Origin of the sequence: Lentilactobacillus sp. TOM.63 (genome assembly GCF_030361045.1) — a bacterium.
GTDB classification, from domain to species: domain Bacteria; phylum Bacillota; class Bacilli; order Lactobacillales; family Lactobacillaceae; genus Lentilactobacillus; species Lentilactobacillus dabitei.
This window is the reverse complement of sequence record NZ_JAUCAP010000005.1, coordinates 32,628-52,481: the sequence shown is the minus strand read 5'-3', so window position 1 is coordinate 52,481 and position 19,854 is coordinate 32,628. Positions and strand designations below refer to the sequence as shown.

Below are 19,854 nucleotides of genomic sequence, written 5' to 3'. Positions count from 1 at the left end.
AGTAGATTTATCTCAAACAGAGAGGCTGCAGATGCTGAGAGCGGCTATGATGAATCGAATTGGAAATTAAAAGGGTGACCCCCGTATCGTCTAAAGAGGTGGCTAGACAGTGGCTGCAATTTAGGTGGTACCACGTTTAAGCGTCCTATTGTTAATTCAATAGGGCGTTTTTTGAAAGGATGAGAAATTTGGCAAAGAAAATTATTTTAACAGGTGATCGGCCAACTGGCAAATTACATATTGGTCATTACGTTGGCTCATTGAAGAACCGAGTGGAATTACAAAACTCTGGTGATTATGAAACATTCATCATGATTGCTGACATGCAGGCATTAACTGATAATGCCCGTGATCCAGAAAAGATTCGTCACAGCTTGATTCAAGTGGCATTGGATTATTTGGCCGTCGGCATTGACCCTAAAAAGTCAACGATTTTAGTTCAGTCTCAGATTCCGGCTTTACCAGAATTAACCCAACACTATTCTAATTTGGTGACAGTTTCCAGATTAAACCGAAATCCAACCGTTAAGAATGAAATCAAACAGAAGAACTTTGGTCAAAGTGTCCCAGTTGGCTTTGCAATGTATCCAATCAGCCAAGCTGCCGACATTACGGCCTTTAAAGCAACAACTGTTCCAGTGGGTGACGACCAAGAGCCTATGTTGGAACAAACCCGTGAAATTGTTCGCTCATTTAATTCGATTTATAAAGAAGACATTTTAGTTGAACCAGAGGGTTACTTCCCACCAAAAGGCATGGGTCGGATTCCTGGATTGGATGGGAACGCTAAGATGAGTAAGTCACTTGGCAATGCCATCTATTTATCAGATGACGAAGATACGATTCAGAAGAAAATTATGTCAATGTACACGGATCCCAACCATATTCACGTAGAAGATCCCGGCCAAGTGGAAGGCAATACGGTCTTTACTTACTTGGACATTTTTGATCCAGATAAGAAAAAGGTTGCCGAATTAAAGGAACAGTATAGTCACGGTGGCTTGGGTGATGTCAAAATCAAACGCTATCTCAATGAAGTGCTCCAAGCAGAATTGAAGCCAATCAGAGAACGTCGTAATCAGTATGCCAAAGATGAAGCGGGCGTTTATGACATTCTTAAAAAAGGCAGCGAGCATGCAAATGAGGTCGCTAACCAAACACTAAAAGAGGTTCGTGACGCTATTGGAATCAATTATTTTGATTAAAATATCCAGAAAGGGTGGCCGAAATGGAAAACCTGGTAATTTTGGATATTGGTTCCAATTCCGTAAGAATGGCGATTAACCAAATTTCTAATGACGGTTCCTACCGTGAAATTAAACGGATTAAAAGTGACAGCCGGCTATCTGAAGGGATGGGTAAAGGTAAAATTCTTCAGAAGGACGCAATGGATCGCACAATTAAATCATTGACTGATTTTAAACGGATTTATCTTAAGTATAATGCAAAAAAGGTCATTGGGATTGCGACAGCCGCTGTTCGACAAGCCAAGAATCAGGATGTCTTTTTAAAGGCTGTCCAACAACGGATCGGCATTGAGCTCCAAGTTCTGTCTGGTACGGAGGAAGCCTACTACGATTACCTCGGGGTGATTAACCGATTGGGTGCCCAAAATTGTCTTATTTTAGACATTGGCGGGGCCAGCTGTGAACTGATCCGTGTCAGTCATGGTCAAAGTAAAAACCTGACGAGTATCCCGATTGGCGCCGTTAACCTCACAGAACGTTATCATCTTGAAGATGCGATTTCAGGCGCAAATTTATTTAATGCGCAATTTAATATTCGCAAGCTCTATTCCAAAATTAAATGGTTAAGCCGTTCCTACCATCAACCGTTAGTGTTGCTTGGCGGAGCGAACCGCACCCTGGCACGAATTAATCGCAAACGGCAACACATGACGCGAATTGATGCGATTCATGGCTACCATCTGACGGCGGAACAGGTTAACCGGACTTATCTGAACTTATTGCGCGGAAATGTGAATCAACGTAGGCAAATCCAAGGCTTGGAAAATGACCGTGCTGATATCATTGTCGGCGGTTTATTGCCACTCATTGTGCTAATGGATCGCGTGGATGCCAAAAAAGTATTATTTTCTGAAAGTGGTGTTCGCGAGGGCATTATTACTGAGTACGTCGAAAAAAATTATAATGTCCAATTGGATAAATAAAAGGCTGGCGTCGAGAGTTTTCTTGACCAGCTTTTTATGCCTTTTGAGAATCTATGGTGATATGATGAAGACAAAATGGGATCATTTTTACAAGAAAACATATCAGCAACGACTTGATTTAATTGCTGAGGAAGTGGGGTTATCAGCCAGTCGACTAAGCAGGCTGGTCAACGATTCAACAGTTCCCCAAAATCTGATTGAAAACTTTCTCACGGATTATCCACTTCCAGAAGGCGTTGTGACTAATTTGAAGGTCAACGGCCAGGAACATTTAGTGCCAATGGTAACGGAGGAACCGTCAGTGATTGCGGCTGCTAGCAATGGCAGCAAGTTATTGGCAAGCGGGGCTGGCATTAAAGCAGAAGTTGTCAGTCATCTCATTGGCGGCCAAATCGTCATCAAAGATTTTCCACTTGCTGAACTGACACAATTCGTTGATGAACATCGATTTGAACTATTTGCCGTTGCAAACGGTAGTCACCCCCACATTCTGCAGTATGGGGGCGGCGCTCAAAAGGTTGGCATTAGAAAGCTGGACGAGCACTTTACTTCTGTAGATTTAGCTGTCGATCCTGGTGAGGCAATGGGTGCCAACACGATTAATACCATGTTGGAAGCAGTTGCCGCTTGGCTGCAGCAAAAGTTGGCGGTGACCGTCACAATGGCCATTCTGACAAATTTTGAGGCTGAGCGGATCGTTCAAGTGAATGGAAACGTTCCTTTTTCTGCATTAGCCACCCAATCAATGTCAGGTGAAACCGTGGCTAAACGAATCGCAGATGCCAGTCGGATTGCTCAGATTGATCATTACCGAGCTGCGACTCACAATAAAGGCATCATGAACGGAATTGACGCCGCCGTGATTGCGTTTGGCAATGATTGGCGGGCCGTTGAGAGTGCCGCGCATTCATATGCCGCCAAAGATGGTCATTATCGCGGCCTCAGCCAATGGTCGATTTCAGCCACCGGCCTGGTGGGCCACTTGACGATTCCAATGCCAATCGGTTACGTTGGTGGGGCAACAAAGGTATTGCCACTGGCTAAAATCAACCAGCAGATTGCCCAAGTTCTTAATGTGCATGAAGAAATGAAAGTGATTGCTGCAGTCGGGCTCGCCCAGAATTTAGCGGCTTTAAAAGCGTTGGTTACTGACGGGATCCAAAAGGGGCACATGAATCTTCAACTTAACTCTTTAGCGATGGCCAATGGTGCAACTACGGAAGAACTCCCATTAGTGATCGATCGACTTAGAAAAATGAAGCAGCCAGATTCAACCGATGTGAAACAAATTTTAAGACAGTTAAGGAGATAATTATGGACAACAGTATTAATATCGAATTAAATGACCAGGTCCAAGACTTGATCAACGCCGTGAATAGTCTTTTCCCCGGTACAATTACCGTGACTTTTATTGGTAAATTACAATCCGGTTATGTCCGACATGATCAGGCTCAAGCAGTTCAAGATGGCAAAAATGTCATTATCCAAATTGCGGATTTAAGTGCTCCAAACTACACGGCATCACACGAATTGCTCCACTTATTAATGGTGTTGCGCGGCTTCCCACAAGTCTTTTACTCATTGACGACTGGGCAAGACAAGTTAGATGAGCAGTTAAAAATGATGGGGACTGAACTTTATGACATCGTTTCCCACTTTGTGGTTGTGTCTGAGCAGCGTAAGCATGGGTTGATCAACGACGATATTGAAGAAATGTACATGAAAGGCATTTATGCCACCATCAAGCCTGAGCCAGATCCTTTGGATGATGAAATGATGCTACGCCTGACAACGTTGCTGGATGCCATGGTCTTTTATGGTGACAAGTTATCAACGGTGGCGGATAAACTGAAAAAAGATTTCCCGGTTTCGTATGCGGCTGCCGAAAAGTTATACGCATTAATCACCGACAAACCAACGGACTCCCCGTTTGGGTTAAGACGAAATGTCGTGAAGTTATTCAAGGCCTTCGATGAGCAATTGAAAGACTGGGAATTGCCAGCACTTCATAATACGGAGTTTACGACATTGACGAGTGTGTTGTCGGAGCGCCAATTAGGGTTGAAAGTCAAACAATTGTTTGAAGTCTATCATTCTGAATTGATCGAAGTTAACAGTAACACCAAGGCTTATGTTGGCTTTAACCGGGTTGATGACCAAAATTCCTTTGTCATTGCCAATCCAAAGGGTGATCAAGACAATCCAGAATTCTTCAAAGATGTCTATGATAAAACTGTCAAAGAGTTGTTTGACGAGCTCAAAATGCCTTATATTATTAGACGGTAATTAAAAAAAATAGGAGGAATACAATGATTGATAAGAAAATTCAACAAGAATTTGACGATGCTAAAAAGATTGTGTTTCTAACTGGTGCAGGGGTTTCCACCGCTTCTGGAATTCCCGATTATCGCTCAAAAGGTGGGTTGTACACCAATGATAAATCTAATCGGCCAGCCGAATATTATTTGAGTTCAGACTGTTTAAGGGATGAACCCAAGGTCTTTTACCAGTATGAAAAGAAAAATATGTATTACCCGGATGCCAAACCAAATGTGATTCATGAGAAGCAGGCAGCCTTCACTCAACAGAAAGACGCCACTGTTGTTACCCAAAACATTGACAGCCTTTATCGAAAAGCCGGCACCCAAAATCTCATTGAATTTCATGGGAATCTGTATAACGTTTATTGCCAGAAATGTCGCGAGAAGGTTGATTATAAGGAATATCTAGCTAGCATGTATCATCGAAATTGTGGTGGTATCTTGCGGCCAGACATTGTGTTATACGGTGAAGGCTTAAATCCAAGTGCGATTTCTCAGAGTGTCAGTGCTGTGTCTAATGCTGATTTGATTGTCATCGTTGGTACCTCCATGCGGGTTTATCCGTTTGCAGGGTTAATCGATTATCGTTCTGCTAACGCAACTGTCTTAGCCATCAATGAAGAACAACTGAGCTTCTCATTTCCATTTACCATGATTAAAGAAAATGCGGTTGATTTATTCAGGGATCTGAAAGTGAACGCTTAGGGCCGAGAAGGGGTGTAAATCTTGATCACAATTGGATTGACAACTTTTTCGGAGCATCCATCTCTGATTCATGAGAATCGAAAGCTTCGCCTAACTGAATATAGTGCCCACTTTCCGGTGGTTGAGTTGGATACCCCTTTTTACGCTGTTCCTAAAATTGAGGTCATTCAACATTGGCAACAGCAAGTGTCTGATAACTTTCAATTTGTTTTGAAAGCTAACCAAGTGATGACGTTGCATGATCAGGGTAGCGAAGATCCCATTGATAATCAGCAGCGATTAGTTGTTTTTAATGATTATAAACGGGCGGTGGCCCCATTGATGGCAGCTCATCAACTCAAAAGTGTGTTGTTTCAATTTCCGCCCTATTTTTCAAGAGGGGTTGCCGCCATCGAGTATTTGCGGCGGATCCATACTTTCATGGCGGGGTATCCCATCTCAGTGGAATTTCGTAATCCAAGCTGGTATGGACCTGAAATCACCCGAGATGTGGCTGGTTATCTCAAAGAACTTGGGATGAGCTTAGTGGCTGTAGACGAACCGCACACGACCAACATGGGGGTGCCCTTTGAACCGATTGTCACCAGCGACGAATTGTGTATTTTACGCCTCCATGGCCGCAACGTGAAGGGCTGGTCTGAACGATCAAAAGATTGGCGCAGTCAGCGAACATTATATCGGTATTCAACCGACGAACTTCAAGTTTTTGCCAACACGGTTCAAAAGTTGGCACAACAGACCAAAGAGGTTTGTGTGATCTTCAATAATAATTCCGGTGGTGATGCGGCCGACAATGCGCTGGAATTGCAGAAAATGCTGGGCATTTCGTTTAATGGGCTGTCACCGTTGCAAATGGATTTGTTTTAAAATGCAAATCCACAAGTGGGTATCAGTTGGAATAAATGAAGCTTTCACGCTGAAAATTGCATACAAGTCGGTTACACTTAGCTTGATGTCTTGGAGGATTGGATTTTTCACGGACTAAAGAATCCAGATTATGTTTGCATGTCCACAGATTGTGAAAGTGGGTCAAAACAAACCGTCATCCAGACGAGCTGATGTTCGTTGCAAAACTGCTTGTTTTCGCACGCTGTTGTTTGCTATACTTGATTGTAATTATTAAGATTATCAGTTTGGAAAAGAGGTACTTTCATGACAGAAAGTAAGCCAACATTTTATATTACGACACCAATTTATTATCCATCAGGAAGATTACATATTGGAAATTCTTATACCACCATTGCTTGTGACGCTGAAGCCCGTTATAAACGCGCCATGGGCTATGATGTGTTCTTCTTGACTGGGACCGATGAACACGGTCTAAAAATTGAACAAAAAGCTGAACAACTGGGGATGTCTCCTCAAGATTATGTTGATAAAATGGCTGCCACAATTAAGCAATTGTGGAAAAAGCTTGAAATTTCAAATACCAAATTTATTCGGACAACCGATGATTACCATGAAAAAGCAGTTGCTGACATTTTTCAGGAATTACTCGATAAAGGTGACATTTATTTAGGTGAATACACAGGTTGGTATTCTGTTTCTGACGAAGAGTACTTTACTGAAAGCCAACTCGCCGAAGTCTATCGTGATGATAATGGTAAAGTGATTGGCGGAAAGGCGCCGAGTGGTCACGAAGTCCAATTAGTTCACGAACAGTCTTACTTCTTCAAAATGAGTAAGTACGCAGATTGGCTACTCCAATACTATAAAGATCACCCTGATTTCATTCAGCCAGCAGCCCGGATGAACGAAATGATCAAGAACTTTATTGAGCCTGGGTTGGAAGACTTGGCAGTTTCACGGACAACTTTCAGCTGGGGTGTGCCTGTCAAATCGGATCCAAAGCACGTTGTCTATGTTTGGATTGATGCGCTAACCAACTATATCACTGCGCTTGGTTATGACGGAAAAGATGACAGCAACTTCAAGAAATATTGGCCTGCCAATGTTCAAATGGTTGGAAAAGAAATTGTCCGATTCCACACAATTTACTGGCCAATTATTTTACATGCGCTGGGATTACCATTGCCTAAGAAGGTCTTTGGTCACGGTTGGTTGTTAATGAAGAACGGCAAAATGTCCAAGTCAAAAGGCAATGTGATCTATCCTGAAACGTTAGTTGATCGTTATGGATTAGATGCGCTTCGTTATTATTTGCTGCGGGCAATGCCGTACGCCAATGATGGCCTCTTTACGCCTGAAGATTTTGTCGATCGTTTGAATTACGATTTGGCCAATGATCTGGGTAATTTACTTAACCGAACCGTTTCAATGATTAACAAGTATGAAGGTGGCGTTCTCCCTCAAGTCAAAGCAGGGGTTACCGATTTTGACAGCGATCTTGAAGATACTGCCGTTACTGTTATTGCTAATTACAAGGAACTGATGGACGACCTTCATTTTTCAGATGCATTAAGTGAAGTCTGGAAATTAGTTGCTCAGTCGAATAAGTATATTGATCAGACAGAGCCTTGGAATTTAGCCAAAAATCCCGATGATAAAGCGCAATTGGACTCAGTCATGGCTCATTTGGCTGCTAGCCTGCGAGTGATCGCTGAATTAGTAAGTCCGATCATGACCCATGCACCCCAAGAGATATTTACCCAACTCGGATTGACTGAAGAAATCGATTTGAAGAATCTTGATTTCATGGCACTTCCAGCCGGTGGTCAGACAGTTGCAAAGGGGACACCGATTTTCCCTCGGGTTGAAGTCGACGACGAAGTTAATTTCATCAAGGAACAGATGACCAAAACTGACAAGGCTAAGGGAAGATCTGCAATGAAAGCCGCTGCAGAAAGTCATTTTGATCCTGAAGAAACTAATCTTAACCTAACTAAAAAAGAAGTTCGGTTTGAGGCTTTCGAAAAGATTGAGTTGAAAGTCGCTGAAGTTAAGGATGTCAACAAGGTGGAAGGTGCTGATAAGCTGCTCCAATTCCGATTGGATGCCGGCGATGATGGTGACCGTCAAATCCTGTCAGGGATTGCTCAATGGTACCCTGATTTCAAGTCCTTAGTGGGCAAAAAAGTCATCATCGTTTCTAACTTGAAGCCGAGAAAGATGCGCGGTCAAGTCAGTCAAGGAATGTTGTTATCTGTTGAGGATAAAGATGGCAATGTTGAATTGGTCACGATCAACCCACACTTTGAAAACGGAATGACATTGGAATAGAAATCAAATGGGCCGGTTTTCAGATGTTTTGGAGACGGTCTGTTTTTGTTATTAACAATTTTGAGGTAGTTAAATGAAAATTTTTGATTCCCATACGCATTTAAACGATGAAACACTCTATCCGGAAGCGGCCAAGTATTTCAAGCATGCTCAGAACTTAGGGGTTGTTAAACTGGCAAACGTCGGCTCTAATCAGGCACTGAATGACCGCTCCTTAGAGCTGGCTGCTCACTATCCAGATATGTATTCAATCATTGGCTGGCACCCTGAAGATTCAATCTATTACCATGAAGAACAGGAAAAGTTGCTGATTGAACAGCTTCAAAGCCCTAAGGTTGTTGCGCTCGGTGAAATTGGTTTGGACTATCATCAAACGACTTCACCCCGGCACATTCAAAAAGAGGTCTTCAAACACCAGATTGACATTGCCAAACAGTTGCATTTACCAATTTCTGTCCACAACCGAGACGCCTTTGAGGATACTTATGACATTCTAAAAGAAATGGACGTTTCCGACATTCGAGGGGTCATGCACAGTTTTAATGGTGACTCGGAATGGCTGAAAAAGTTCCTCGACTTGGGGATGCTGGTCTCTTATAGTGGGGTTGCCAGTTTTAAGAAAACCAAAGAAATCCACGAGGCGGTTCGTCAGACCCCCTTTGATAGTATGTTGGTCGAGACCGATGCCCCTTATCTTGCACCGGAACCGTTGCGGGGCAAACAAAACGAGCCCGCCTATACCCTTTATACCGTGGAGGCAATTGCCCGCTTTTGTGATGTCAATCCAGAAGCGATCGCAGCCCACACTTACGAAAATACCTTGAAATTATTTGGAATTGAGGACAAATGAAAAAGATTAAAGAAGTCATCGTCGTTGAAGGCAAGGATGACACCAAAAGAATTCGTCAAGCAGTTGACGCCGACACAATTGAAACCCGTGGATCGGCCATTCCCCAAGAAACCCTGGATCTGATTTCCGAGCTGGCCAAAACTCGTGGCGTGATTGTGTTTACTGATCCCGATTTTTCGGGAGAAAAGATTCGTAAAACAATCGCAGCAGAAGTCCCAAATGTGAAGCATGCGTTTATTACCAAGAAGCAGGGCGTTCCGAACCGTTCTGTGGGTTCCTTGGGAGTTGAGCACGCCAGCGTTGAATCAATACGCCAGGCCCTTAGCCGGGTCTATACGGAGGATGATTCGGCTGCTGAACTCATTTCACGAGCCGAATTGATTCAAGACGGTTTGATGGGCAATCCAGATGCCAAACGACGACGAGAGAAGTTGGGTGAAATTTTAGGAATTGGCTATGTCAATGGCAAACAGCTGCAGCATCGCCTGCGAATGTTTGGTATCACGCATGACCAATTTCTGGCTGCCCTTAGACAAATTGATGGAGATAATAAAAATGACTGAATATCCTGCAATTGCCAGTCCTGCACGGACCCAGGCAATTTTGAACCGTTACCGGCTGTCTGCTAAAAAAAGCCTTGGCCAGAATTTCTTGGTTGATCTTAACATTTTGGGTAACATTGTTGAAGCTGCTGAAATTACCAGTGATGACGACGTGATTGAAATTGGCCCAGGAATCGGTGGGTTAACGGAGCAGTTAGCTAAGGCTGCCCATAAAGTCCTTGGTTTTGAAATCGATGAAAATCTTCTGCCCGTATTGCAAGAGACTTTGGCACCCTATGACAATATTGAAATTATTAACGAGGATATTCTGAAAGCAAATTTACCTCAAGTGGTTAAAGAACGGTTTACAGGGCATCATCCACTGAAAGTGGTTGCCAATCTGCCATATTATATTACGACGCCAATCGTGATGAATCTCTTGGCAGGGGAGCTTGAATTTGATGCCATTGTGGTCATGATGCAAAAAGAAGTTGCGGAAAGACTCACTGCTGTCCCAAGTACCAAGCCCTACGGTTCCCTGTCAGTGATTGTTCAAGAAATGAATAACGTTGAAATTTCATTTATTGTTCCCAGAACGGCGTTCATTCCTCAGCCAAACGTTGATTCCGCAATCGTTAAGCTCACCCAAAAAACAGCCAAGGAAACCGTTCCTTTTGATGAAAAAAGATTTGCAGGATTCGTCCGGGGATGCTTTATGCACCAACGAAAAACACTCTGGAATAATCTGTTAGGCTTTTTTGGCAAGACTGACGAAGCCAAGGGCGCCATTACTAAAGTGTTAACAGAGGTTCAAATTGATCCCGGTGCCCGTTCAGAACAGCTAACAATTGATCAGTTTGTCCAGTTAGCAAATGCCTTTCATGACAATGGTATCTTAAACTAATCTTTAAACTTTTGTAGTTGAAAGTGGAAGTTGTTTGTGGTAAAATTTGCGGTTTCATAACTCACGTGGTATAATGACTTATCGTGAGGTGATTTGGATGCCAGTTACGCTGTCAGTGATTAAGCATAAGATGGACGACCATATCGGTCAACACGTTTTGGTGACTTCGCAAATAGGTCGAAGGAAAACAACAAAACGTCATGGGATTTTGAAAGAAACTTTTCCAGCTGTGTTTGTTGTGGAGTTAGATCCAGGGAAATCTAGCTTTGAACGCGTTTCTTATAGCTATACCGATATTTTGACCAAGAATATTGAGGTAGATTTTGATGCCGCTCAAGTAAGCTAAGAGTTTGTATCAATCTTTTGGGGGCCGGATGGCCTTTTTATTTTGCCTTTTTTCGGGGATAGCCACTGACAACTAGACCATTATTTAGTATAATTTTGATAATAATAAGTAAATTGTAAGGGGGTGGCGCAGATGAAAATGATGGTTCGGGCTCCGGCAAAGCTGAACTTGGGCCTTGACACGCCGTTTGCCCACTCTGACGGCGCGATTGAGTGGCGGATGGTTATGACTTCCATCGGCCTCAGCGACCACGTGCAGATTGAAACGACCACCTCCTCAAAAATTCAAATTATTTCTGATAGCGGCTTTTTACCCAATGATAAGCGAAACCTTGCTTATCAAGCAGCCCATTTGTTTTTGAAGCAGACTGGCGTCACCAGTGGCCTCAGCATTACAATCGAAAAGAACATTCCGGTCGCTGCCGGATTAGGTGGCGGTTCCTCAGATGCTGCTGCCGTTTTGCGGGGATTGAATGAAATGTTTGATACCCAACTCTCATTAGAGAAAATGGCAAAGTGGGGGCTTGCCATCGATTCTGATGTGCCATATTGTGTGTATGGAAGAACGGCGTTGGTGAGTGGTCGAGGAGAAATTGTGACCCCATTGCGGCCGCTACCCAAAATGTGGTTCGTGCTTGCCAAACCCAATGTCAGTGTGTCAACGCCGCGAATTTTACGCCGGTTGCGCTACACTCAAGTTGATCATCCCAACATTGAAGGCCTGCTTGAAGGCATTGAGCAATCAGATTACGCGCAAATTGTTGCTAATTTAGGGAACACATTGGAACCGATTACTGCCTCGAGTCATCCTCAGATTCAAGTGATCAAGGACCGCTTGTTAAAATATGGCGCGGATGGTTCTCAGATGAGCGGCAGTGGGCCGACAGTTTTTGGAGTTTGCCACAGTGAGTCCCGTGCTCGACGGATTTATAATAGTATTTCAGGATTTTGCCATGAAGTTTATGTTGCTCAGCCAACGTGTTGAGTAAAAAATAGGGTTGCACCAAAGCAGAATGGGTCGTTTTGGTTAAGCAACCCTTTAATTATGCATTTGCGGATTGACAAAATTGTGATTTACTCTAAACTAAAATAGTAATTATTACTTTTTACAATAATTGTTGGAGGTATTCATTTGAGTGACACATTAATTTCAGTTGAAGACTTATCGTTAAGTTTTCCCAATCACCCAGTGTTATCTGGGCTCAGCTTTCAGGTTAACCGGGGGGATTTTCTTGGCGTGATCGGCGAAAATGGGATTGGCAAGACAACCTTGGTGCGGGTGATTTTAGGTCAATTACATCCGTCTGCAGGCAAAGTGGTCATCAAAAATGGGGTTCGAATTGGGTACGTTCCCCAGTTTCGAAATATCGATGTTGAATATCCACTTGCGATTAAGGACTTCGTTGCCTTGAATTTTACGGGGCTCAAGCTGCCTTGGCTATCAAAGAAAGAACGGACTCGGGTTCATCAAGTGATTCACCAAGTTGGGCTTGAACATATTGCTGATCGGCCACTTGGCTTGGCTTCAGGCGGTGAAAAGCAGAAGGCGTATCTCGCTCAGGCATTGATCAATCATCCTGATCTGTTAATCTTGGATGAATCCACTGCCAGCTTGGATCCTAATACCAAAAAGGAATTACTCGATGTTGTTTACCGATTAAACAAAACAAGTGGCTTAACAATCCTATTTGTTTCCCATGATATGCAGATGATTCACGAATACCCGGATCACTATTTGTGGTTGAAAAAAGGACAATACGAATCAGGGCCAATCGAAGATCTGCACAATGAGAACAAGGAGGGACAATATGTTTAGTTTTGACTTTATGCAAAATGCCTACTTAGCGGGAACCTTGATTGCGATCGTAAGTGGGATGATGGGTGTGTTTGTGATTGCAAGAAATATGCCATTCATGACCCATACTTTGTCGGAAATTGGTTTTGCCGGAGCTGCGTTTGGGATTTTCATCGGCTGGACACCATTAAATGGGATGCTGGTGTTTTCGACCGTCAGTTCAATCATGGTCGGTGAGTTAAGCGGAGCGGTGGAATCAAGGCGGGAATCAGTTATTAGTGCTATTTCAGGACTGTTTATTGGCTTGGGAATTTTGTTTTTGTCGTTGTCTCAAAAGAATTCCAGTTATGCAACCAATATTTTGTTTGGAAGTGTGATTGGAATTAGTCGCCAAGATGTTATCCAAATGGCGGCATTATCGATTTTAGTGTTGGTGGTCTTATTATTAATTTTCAGAAACCTAAAAGATGATTCGTTTGATCCGGTTGGCGCCCAAACAAACCACATTTATCGCAACATCATTTCAATCATTTTCTTGATTATGTTGGCCTTTAATGTCAGTGTGGCAGCCCAAATTGTTGGCTCCTTATTGATTTTTGTTCTACTGACGTTGCCAGCCTCTAGTGCTAAATACTTTGCGCACACGGTTCTTCATATGATGGCTTTAGCAGTCGGTTTTGCGTTATTCGGTGTTTGGGTTGGCCTATATTTGGGATATCTCACAAATTGGCCGGTTACTTTCTTCATTTCTTCAATTGAAGCAGCAATTTATGGCATTTCATTGTTTTACAACTTTATTCGGAGCAAAAGCAAATAAAACAGTCTAAATTTATTATATTTTTCTATATATTCCCCTAAAGACGAACATTTATGATAAGATTTTAGTATATGTTACATAAAGTAGAGGTGGAATTTTTGAAAGTACGAAGAAGCGATCGGTTGATTGACATGACCAGATACTTGCTTGAACGGCCCCATACGTTGATCCCGTTGACGTTTTTTGCTGAACGGTATGGGTCTGCCAAATCTTCAATTAGTGAAGACCTAACAATTTTGAAACGAACTTTTCAAGCCAGGGGGACTGGCTTGCTTGAAACCATTCCTGGTGCTGCCGGGGGAACCCGGTTCTTGCCTTATATTTTAAAGGAAGAGGCTGTCCAAGTCGTTAATCACCTGATTGAACAGATGTCTTCCAACACCAGGTATTTGCCCGGTGGCTACGTTTATATGTCTGATTTACTGGGCAACCCAGCGACTTTAAGAGAAATTGGGCGGGTTTTTGCCACTCAATATCTTAATCAAGATGTGGATGCAGTGATGACCATCGCAACCAAGGGTGTGCCAATTGCTCAAAGTGTTGCTGATTTCTTAAACGTTCCATTTGTGATCGTGAGACATGATACTGAAATCACCGAAGGCTCAACAGTTAATGTGAATTATGTATCTGGCTCTTCTACCAGGATTGAAAAGATGTCGTTATCCAAACGAAGCCTCAAACCGGATTCCAACGTGCTGATCGTTGACGATTATATGCGTGGTGGCGGCACGGTTGGCGGAATGATTTCGATGGTTGAAGAGTTTGACGCGAATTTGATTGGCGTGGGAGTCGTTGCTGAAAGCACTGCACCAAACGGTCGCTCAATTGGCAATTACACGTCATTGATGCGAGTTGACGCCAAAGATAACACGGTTATTTCACAACCAGGAAATTACCTAGACAAGATTTTTAATTAGAATGCATTGGGGAGACATTGATAATGGCAACAAAGAATACAATCATATTGGCAGCTGGCAAAGGTACCCGAATGAAATCCAAGCTGTATAAGGTGCTCCATCGCCTATGCGGTAAAACGATGGTTGATCATGTGCTGACTGCTGTTGAAGGTGCTCACATGGACAATATTGTGACCGTTGTGGGATTCGGTGCTGATGCAGTTCGCGATAACTTGGGTGATCGTACTCAGTATGTCGTTCAAGAAAAACAACTTGGAACTGGTCATGCCGTTTTGCAGGCAGAGCAGCTCTTAGGTCATTTAGACGGAATGACGATGGTTGTCAGCGGAGATACCCCGCTGTTTACGACCAAAACATTTGAAGATTTATTTACTTATCACCAAAATAAAAAGGCCAAAGTCACAATTCTGACTTCCAAAGCACCAAATCCGACTGGTTATGGCCGGATCGTGCGCAATGATTTGGGAATTGTTGAAAAAATTGTTGAGCAAAAGGATGCCACTAAAGAAGAGCAGGCGATCGATGAAATTAACACCGGTGTCTACGTATTTGACAACCGGGCCCTGTTCGAAGCGCTCCACAAGATTAACAATCACAATGCGCAAGGCGAGTACTATTTAACCGACGTCATTGAAATCTTGAAGGCAGAAGGTGAAACAATTGCTGCTTACAAGATGGCTGATTTTGACGAAACAATGGGGGTCAATGATCGCTTGGCACTCGCAACGGCGACTAAAATCATGCGTTGTCGAATTAACCGTCAGCACATGAAAGATGGTATTTCGATGATTGATCCTGAGCGGACCTATATCGATAGTGATGTCAAGATTGGCTCGGACACGATTATTGAACCAGGCGTCCAGCTCAAAGGACAGACAGTGATTGGTGAAGATTGTTATATCGGTGCTAATTCTGAAATTCGTGATTCGATTATTCACGATCATGTCACTGTCACTTCTTCGTTAATTGAGCAGTCTGAAATGATGGACCACTCAGATATTGGTCCTAATAGTCATCTGCGTCCTCAAGCAATGATTGGCAAGCATGTTCATCTTGGTAACTTTGTTGAAGTTAAGAAGGCCTCGATTGGTGAAGGCACCAAAGTCGGTCATTTGACCTACGTTGGTAACGCCAAGCTTGGTAAGAACATCAATGTTGGCTGTGGGGTGATCTTCGTCAATTACGATGGCGCTCACAAACACGAAACCACTGTTGGCGATGATTCCTTTATTGGAAGTAACTCCAATTTAATTGCGCCGCTTGAAGTAGCTGATCATTCATTTATTGCCGCCGGGTCAACGATTAACCGTCAAGTTAATCAATACGACATGGCGATTGCCCGTAGTCGGCAGACCAATAAACCTGGCTATTTTAAAAAATTACCATATCAAAAGGATTAACGCTGAAATTTTTAGCGAAAACATTGTATAATCAATGTGGGAAAGCGAATTGAACTAATAAAACGTATGGGAGGATCATATGTCTCAGCAATATTTTGATTCTAAACTTAAAATTTTCGCGTTAAACTCTAACCGGCCATTAGCGGAAAAAATCGCCAAAACAGTTGGTGTACCGCTTGGCAAGACCTCCGTTGACCGGTTCAGTGATGGTGAAATCAGGATTAACATCGAAGAAAGTATTCGTGGTGATAATATCTTCATCATCCAATCAACTTCAGCTCCTGTGAACGATAATTTAATGGAACTATTAATCATGGTAGATGCCTTAAGAAGAGCCAGTGCGGGAACAATTAATGTTGTGATTCCTTACTATGGTTACGCACGTCAGGATCGAAAGGCCCGATCACGTGAACCAATTACCGCCAAGTTAGTTGCAAATATGCTTCAAAAAGATGGTGTTGACCGGGTCGTATCACTCGATCTTCATGCTGCCCAGATCCAAGGCTTCTTCGATATCCCTGTCGATCATCTAATGGGGGCCCCATTACTAGCCGATCATTTTATCAAGCAAGGTTTCGGGAATGATGATGTCGTAGTTTCTCCTGATCACGGTGGAGTTTCTCGGGCGCGCGCATTAGCTGAGTTTTTAAAGGCACCCATTGCCATTATTGACAAACGTCGTCCTCAAGCCAACGTTGCTGAAATTATGAACATCATTGGTGATGTGTCAGGTAAACGTTGTTTAATGATTGATGATATGATTGACACTGCTGGGACAATTACGCTTGGTGCTCAAGCGCTAATGGATGCAGGAGCCTCTGAAGTTTATGCATGTTGTACTCATCCAGTATTGTCAGGTCCGGCAATTGAACGAATTAAAAAGTCACCAATCAAGCAGCTGGTTGTGACTGATACCATTCAGTTACCAAAAGAAAAACAGTTGGACAAGATCCAACAAGTTTCTGTTGGGCCGTTAATTGGTGATGCCATTAAACGGATCAATGAAGACAAGCCGGTAAGTCCACTCTTTAGAAATAGATTTCGTGGTGATAAGGGTTAATGGTTGAAAAGCTCAAAACGCACATAACAGCGACTAGTGTTGTTGGTATTTTAGTGATCAACTTGCTATTAGTTTTGTTTGGTGTCCCCAAAATTGCATTAGGTAACGCAGACTTTTTACTGGGGTTATTTTTAACCGTTTTGGCGTCAATTTTCGTTGTCGGGTCCGGCCACCTGTTCACTGGCTGGCGGTTTATTCCAAAAAAGAAAAAAACGGATTTGGAATCAGAGAATGACCCTAAGCATCCTAAAGCAAAAGATGTTGCATCGATTAAAAATCAACCTATTAAGGTTAACAAATACGCTCGTTTTTGTATTGCAACGGGCGGTTTGCTAATTGCTTTGGGGATTATACTCACGATTATTTAAAGAATTAAATTGGGACGAAAGGTGCTTTGGCCCCTAGAATTTAACAAGAAAAACCAGTTATTCCAACATCAGGAATAACTGGTTTTTCTTGTTAAATTCTAGGATCAGCCGTTTATCGCAGCTTTTATCTGAATATCAGTAGTGATCCAAATGATGATCACTGATTGAAAATCAACAGAGGTTCCAGCCTCTTTTTGGCTTAAATGGCAGGGTTAGCCGTTTGTCGCAGGTTTTATCAATGTAAATTTGGAAAGCCAAATTGTATTGATAAACAGGTCACCGACTAATGTCTCAGCTTCATTTTGGCTTTATAATAAATATTTTTCTAACGCATACGCAACGCCATTTTCGGTATTAGGCTTGGTCACAAACGATGCGGCATCCTTTACTTCTGCGATTCCGTTGCCCATTGCAACTCCCAAACCGGCATACTTAATCATCGTCAAATCATTTTCTTGATCACCCAATGCCATGACATTATCTGCCGTATAGCCCAACTTCTCAGCAAGTTCGCCCAATGTTTTACCTTTGTTCGCCTGTTTGCTCATAATCTCAATGAAGAATGGCTCGCTTTGGACGATGTAAAGTTGTTGCTGAAGGTCGGCGGGAATATTTTGATAGGCATTGCTAATCAACTTTGGATCATCAATCATCATCACTTTTGAAATGACAAGATCTCGTGAAATGTCTTCAGGTGCCCGGTATTTGACTGGTAGCCGGACCAGATAACTTTCGCCGATGGTATAGGGGCTTAGATCCCGATTAGTGGCATAAATTGTGTCAACGGTTTCTAATTGGAAGTGGACGCCAAATTTTCGACTCAGCATTTCAGTTTCCAAGAAATCATCGTAACTTAACGTGTGGTGGACGAGGATCTCACCGCCCAAGGTTTGGGCCATCGCACCATTAAAAGTGAGGGCAAATTCATCGGCACCATTAATGTTTAGACTGTCCAGATAGGGTTGAACGCCAGTCAGTGGCCGGCCACTCGCTAGGACCACCTTGATTCCTTTTTGCCTGACGGCGGTAATTGTGTCAATGGTGGCTTGAGCGAGTTGGTGCTTTTCGTTTAATAACGTGCCATCGATATCGATAGCGACTAATTTGATGTCCATAGGGAATTCTCTCCTCTAAATTATTATTTAATTAATTGATCGTTACGAATATGATGATTAAATTCATCGTACTCGGGTTGGAACAGGTCAACATTTTCTTCTGGCCGGAGAATTTCTCGGGGGAAGAAGAAGCGGTTGTCACCAGTTTGCTTATCAGAGATGGCTCGTACCAGTGGGCTGATTGACGACAGCTCAATCAGCGAGCCGTCATTTTGCATCAGTTGAATTTGTTTTTTGCCAGGTCGATAGGCATCGTAAGGAAGGTCAAAACTGTTGTCAGTCGCGGTATAGTACTTGGGATTAAACCCAGACTGCTCAATGATTTCCCTCAGGCGGGGCAAGAGGTCCTTGGTTGAATCATCAAACTTAACCGATTTGAGTGGCTTGCGGTCAATAAACCTGCTTGCTAAATTACTCAGTAAGTCATCCGGGTATCGTTTCCAATGGATGAAGTAGGTATTCAAGACACCATCATCTAGTTGCAAATAATCATCTAAGTTAAAATCGTGATGGAAAAATGGCAACAGAAGGTAAGGCGTTTGGGGATTATGCTTTAAGCCTTCTTCACTGAAAATTTCGTTGGCCCGTTGTAACAAACGATTTAAGATCACTTCCATTGCTCTGGAAACGGGATGGAAATAAACCTGTTGATACATTTGGAACCGGCTGACGATATAATCTTCGACAGCGTGCATGCCGCTCATTTCGAAACAGATACCGTCTTTGTAAGGCCGCATCACTTCCAAAATCCTTGAAAGGTCAAATGTCCCATACTTAACGCCGGTGTTATAGGCATCTCGCAGTAGGTAGTCCATTCGATCAGCGTCAAGTTGACTGGAAATCATCTCGACAACTTGGCGATTTGGATAGGTCTTACCGATGACACTGGCAACCTTCTCCGGGAAGTCGGGACTGACCCGTTCGAGGACGTGATTAATTTCGGTCGTATGAGAAGTGATAATATCTCGGGTGATCTTTTCGTGGTCTGTTCCGAAGATATGCTCAAAGGTGTGGGAATAAGCGCCATGACCAATATCGTGAAGAAGCGCAGCACATAGGGTCACCACTTTTTCGGAATCATTCCAGAGGCCATCCCCTGGTTGAGTAGACAGCCAGTTTTCTTCAAATGATTCGATGATCCGGCGAGCAATTTCGTAAACGCCAAGTGAATGGGCAAAGCGGGTGTGTTCTGCGCCATGAAAAATCAAAGAGGTCGTGCCCAGTTGATGAATTCGGCGTAATCGTTGGAACTCACTGGTATTAATTAGGTCAAGGATGACTTGATATTTGACGTGGACATAGTTATGAACCGGGTCGCGGAAGACCTTTTCTCTCTCAAGTAGTTGATGTGCGTAATCCAAAAAA

At 43.0% G+C, this 19,854-nt stretch carries 20 protein-coding genes; 18 read left to right on the top strand and 2 right to left on the bottom strand.

Features of this window, described 5'->3' with window-relative positions; all coding sequences use genetic code 11:
- Positions 1-188: 188 nt before the first annotated feature.
- From trpS to QUF07_RS01735, 18 genes are all read left to right on the top strand, one after another.
- Complete coding sequence (trpS, locus tag QUF07_RS01820; protein ID WP_056981606.1) at positions 189-1,205, top strand: tryptophan--tRNA ligase; 1,017 nt, start codon at positions 189-191, stop codon at positions 1,203-1,205.
- Positions 1,206-1,228: 23 nt separating this feature from the next.
- A complete protein-coding gene (locus QUF07_RS01815; protein WP_217162381.1) occupies positions 1,229-2,170 on the top strand; it encodes a Ppx/GppA family phosphatase in 942 nt (313 codons plus the stop codon).
- Between the two features lie 64 nt (positions 2,171-2,234).
- Positions 2,235-3,482, top strand: a complete 1,248-nt coding sequence (locus tag QUF07_RS01810) for a hydroxymethylglutaryl-CoA reductase, degradative (RefSeq protein WP_289426662.1) — start codon at positions 2,235-2,237, stop codon at positions 3,480-3,482.
- A gap of 2 nt (positions 3,483-3,484) precedes the next feature.
- Positions 3,485-4,456 carry an IpaB/EvcA family protein gene (locus tag QUF07_RS01805; RefSeq protein WP_217162377.1) on the top strand — a complete coding sequence of 324 codons (972 nt, stop codon included), beginning with the start codon at positions 3,485-3,487 and terminating at the stop codon, positions 4,454-4,456.
- Between the two features lie 23 nt (positions 4,457-4,479).
- Positions 4,480-5,196, top strand: a complete 717-nt coding sequence (locus QUF07_RS01800; protein WP_289426661.1) for an NAD-dependent protein deacylase — start codon at positions 4,480-4,482, stop codon at positions 5,194-5,196.
- A 21-nt stretch (positions 5,197-5,217) separates the two neighbouring features.
- A complete protein-coding gene (locus tag QUF07_RS01795; protein ID WP_217162373.1) occupies positions 5,218-6,063 on the top strand; it encodes a DUF72 domain-containing protein in 846 nt (281 codons plus the stop codon).
- 285 nt (positions 6,064-6,348) lie between these two features.
- Complete coding sequence (gene metG / locus QUF07_RS01790; protein WP_217162371.1) at positions 6,349-8,376, top strand: methionine--tRNA ligase; 2,028 nt, start codon at positions 6,349-6,351, stop codon at positions 8,374-8,376.
- Positions 8,377-8,449: 73 nt separating this feature from the next.
- Complete coding sequence (locus QUF07_RS01785) at positions 8,450-9,226, top strand: TatD family hydrolase (RefSeq protein WP_217341561.1); 777 nt, start codon at positions 8,450-8,452, stop codon at positions 9,224-9,226.
- A complete protein-coding gene (gene rnmV, locus QUF07_RS01780) occupies positions 9,223-9,789 on the top strand; it encodes a ribonuclease M5 (protein WP_054747265.1) in 567 nt (188 codons plus the stop codon). Before QUF07_RS01785 ends, rnmV begins: the two co-directional genes overlap by 4 nt.
- Positions 9,782-10,672: a 16S rRNA (adenine(1518)-N(6)/adenine(1519)-N(6))-dimethyltransferase RsmA gene (gene rsmA / locus QUF07_RS01775; RefSeq protein WP_289426660.1), complete on the top strand. Its 891-nt coding sequence runs from the start codon at positions 9,782-9,784 to the stop codon at positions 10,670-10,672. Before rnmV ends, rsmA begins: the two co-directional genes overlap by 8 nt.
- 97 nt (positions 10,673-10,769) lie before the next feature.
- Positions 10,770-11,018, top strand: a complete 249-nt coding sequence (locus QUF07_RS01770; RefSeq protein ID WP_054747263.1) for a Veg family protein — start codon at positions 10,770-10,772, stop codon at positions 11,016-11,018.
- 132 nt (positions 11,019-11,150) lie between these two features.
- Positions 11,151-12,002 (top strand): 4-(cytidine 5'-diphospho)-2-C-methyl-D-erythritol kinase, encoded by an 852-nt coding sequence (gene ispE / locus QUF07_RS01765; RefSeq protein WP_217162364.1) that lies wholly within the window; start codon positions 11,151-11,153, stop codon positions 12,000-12,002.
- Positions 12,003-12,149: 147 nt separating this feature from the next.
- The gene (locus QUF07_RS01760) at positions 12,150-12,833 is read left to right on the top strand and encodes a metal ABC transporter ATP-binding protein (protein ID WP_217162362.1); all 684 of its coding nucleotides are present in this window, start codon (positions 12,150-12,152) and stop codon (positions 12,831-12,833) included.
- Positions 12,826-13,629: a metal ABC transporter permease gene (locus QUF07_RS01755; RefSeq protein WP_289426659.1), complete on the top strand. Its 804-nt coding sequence runs from the start codon at positions 12,826-12,828 to the stop codon at positions 13,627-13,629. The genes QUF07_RS01760 and QUF07_RS01755 overlap by 8 nt, the downstream gene beginning before the upstream one ends.
- A gap of 98 nt (positions 13,630-13,727) precedes the next feature.
- A complete protein-coding gene (purR, locus tag QUF07_RS01750; RefSeq protein WP_186825936.1) occupies positions 13,728-14,546 on the top strand; it encodes a pur operon repressor in 819 nt (272 codons plus the stop codon).
- 23 nt (positions 14,547-14,569) lie between these two features.
- Complete coding sequence (gene glmU, locus QUF07_RS01745) at positions 14,570-15,946, top strand: bifunctional UDP-N-acetylglucosamine diphosphorylase/glucosamine-1-phosphate N-acetyltransferase GlmU (protein ID WP_056981621.1); 1,377 nt, start codon at positions 14,570-14,572, stop codon at positions 15,944-15,946.
- A gap of 79 nt (positions 15,947-16,025) precedes the next feature.
- Positions 16,026-17,006 (top strand): ribose-phosphate diphosphokinase, encoded by a 981-nt coding sequence (locus tag QUF07_RS01740; RefSeq protein ID WP_217162358.1) that lies wholly within the window; start codon positions 16,026-16,028, stop codon positions 17,004-17,006.
- Complete coding sequence (locus tag QUF07_RS01735; protein ID WP_217162356.1) at positions 17,006-17,374, top strand: DUF3899 domain-containing protein; 369 nt, start codon at positions 17,006-17,008, stop codon at positions 17,372-17,374. Before QUF07_RS01740 ends, QUF07_RS01735 begins: the two co-directional genes overlap by 1 nt.
- Positions 17,375-17,682: 308 nt before the next feature.
- Here QUF07_RS01735 and yidA read toward each other — a convergent pair whose 3' ends face one another.
- Together yidA and QUF07_RS01725 are read right to left on the bottom strand one after the other, a co-directional pair.
- Positions 17,683-18,489: a sugar-phosphatase gene (yidA, locus tag QUF07_RS01730; protein ID WP_217162422.1), complete on the bottom strand. Its 807-nt coding sequence runs from the start codon at positions 18,487-18,489 to the stop codon at positions 17,683-17,685.
- A gap of 23 nt (positions 18,490-18,512) precedes the next feature.
- The gene (locus QUF07_RS01725; RefSeq protein WP_217341565.1) at positions 18,513-19,850 is read right to left on the bottom strand and encodes an HD domain-containing protein; all 1,338 of its coding nucleotides are present in this window, start codon (positions 19,848-19,850) and stop codon (positions 18,513-18,515) included.
- Positions 19,851-19,854 lie beyond the last annotated feature (4 nt).

What these genes read in the sequence shown, in the direction of transcription:
- QUF07_RS01810 (WP_289426662.1), top strand. Translation starts at nt 2,235, where the DNA reads ATGAAGACAAAATGGGATCATTTTTACAAGAAAACATATCAGCAACGA.
- QUF07_RS01785 (WP_217341561.1), top strand. Translation starts at nt 8,450, where the DNA reads ATGAAAATTTTTGATTCCCATACGCATTTAAACGATGAAACACTCTAT.
- QUF07_RS01800 (WP_289426661.1), top strand. Translation starts at nt 4,480, where the DNA reads ATGATTGATAAGAAAATTCAACAAGAATTTGACGATGCTAAAAAGATT.
- QUF07_RS01735 (WP_217162356.1), top strand. Translation starts at nt 17,006, where the DNA reads ATGGTTGAAAAGCTCAAAACGCACATAACAGCGACTAGTGTTGTTGGT.
- QUF07_RS01755 (WP_289426659.1), top strand. Translation starts at nt 12,826, where the DNA reads ATGTTTAGTTTTGACTTTATGCAAAATGCCTACTTAGCGGGAACCTTG.
- QUF07_RS01815 (WP_217162381.1), top strand. Translation starts at nt 1,229, where the DNA reads ATGGAAAACCTGGTAATTTTGGATATTGGTTCCAATTCCGTAAGAATG.
- rsmA (WP_289426660.1), top strand. Translation starts at nt 9,782, where the DNA reads ATGACTGAATATCCTGCAATTGCCAGTCCTGCACGGACCCAGGCAATT.
- yidA (WP_217162422.1), bottom strand. Translation starts at nt 18,489, where the DNA reads ATGGACATCAAATTAGTCGCTATCGATATCGATGGCACGTTATTAAAC.
- QUF07_RS01740 (WP_217162358.1), top strand. Translation starts at nt 16,026, where the DNA reads ATGTCTCAGCAATATTTTGATTCTAAACTTAAAATTTTCGCGTTAAAC.
- metG (WP_217162371.1), top strand. Translation starts at nt 6,349, where the DNA reads ATGACAGAAAGTAAGCCAACATTTTATATTACGACACCAATTTATTAT.
- QUF07_RS01770 (WP_054747263.1), top strand. Translation starts at nt 10,770, where the DNA reads ATGCCAGTTACGCTGTCAGTGATTAAGCATAAGATGGACGACCATATC.
- rnmV (WP_054747265.1), top strand. Translation starts at nt 9,223, where the DNA reads ATGAAAAAGATTAAAGAAGTCATCGTCGTTGAAGGCAAGGATGACACC.
- ispE (WP_217162364.1), top strand. Translation starts at nt 11,151, where the DNA reads ATGAAAATGATGGTTCGGGCTCCGGCAAAGCTGAACTTGGGCCTTGAC.
- glmU (WP_056981621.1), top strand. Translation starts at nt 14,570, where the DNA reads ATGGCAACAAAGAATACAATCATATTGGCAGCTGGCAAAGGTACCCGA.
- QUF07_RS01805 (WP_217162377.1), top strand. Translation starts at nt 3,485, where the DNA reads ATGGACAACAGTATTAATATCGAATTAAATGACCAGGTCCAAGACTTG.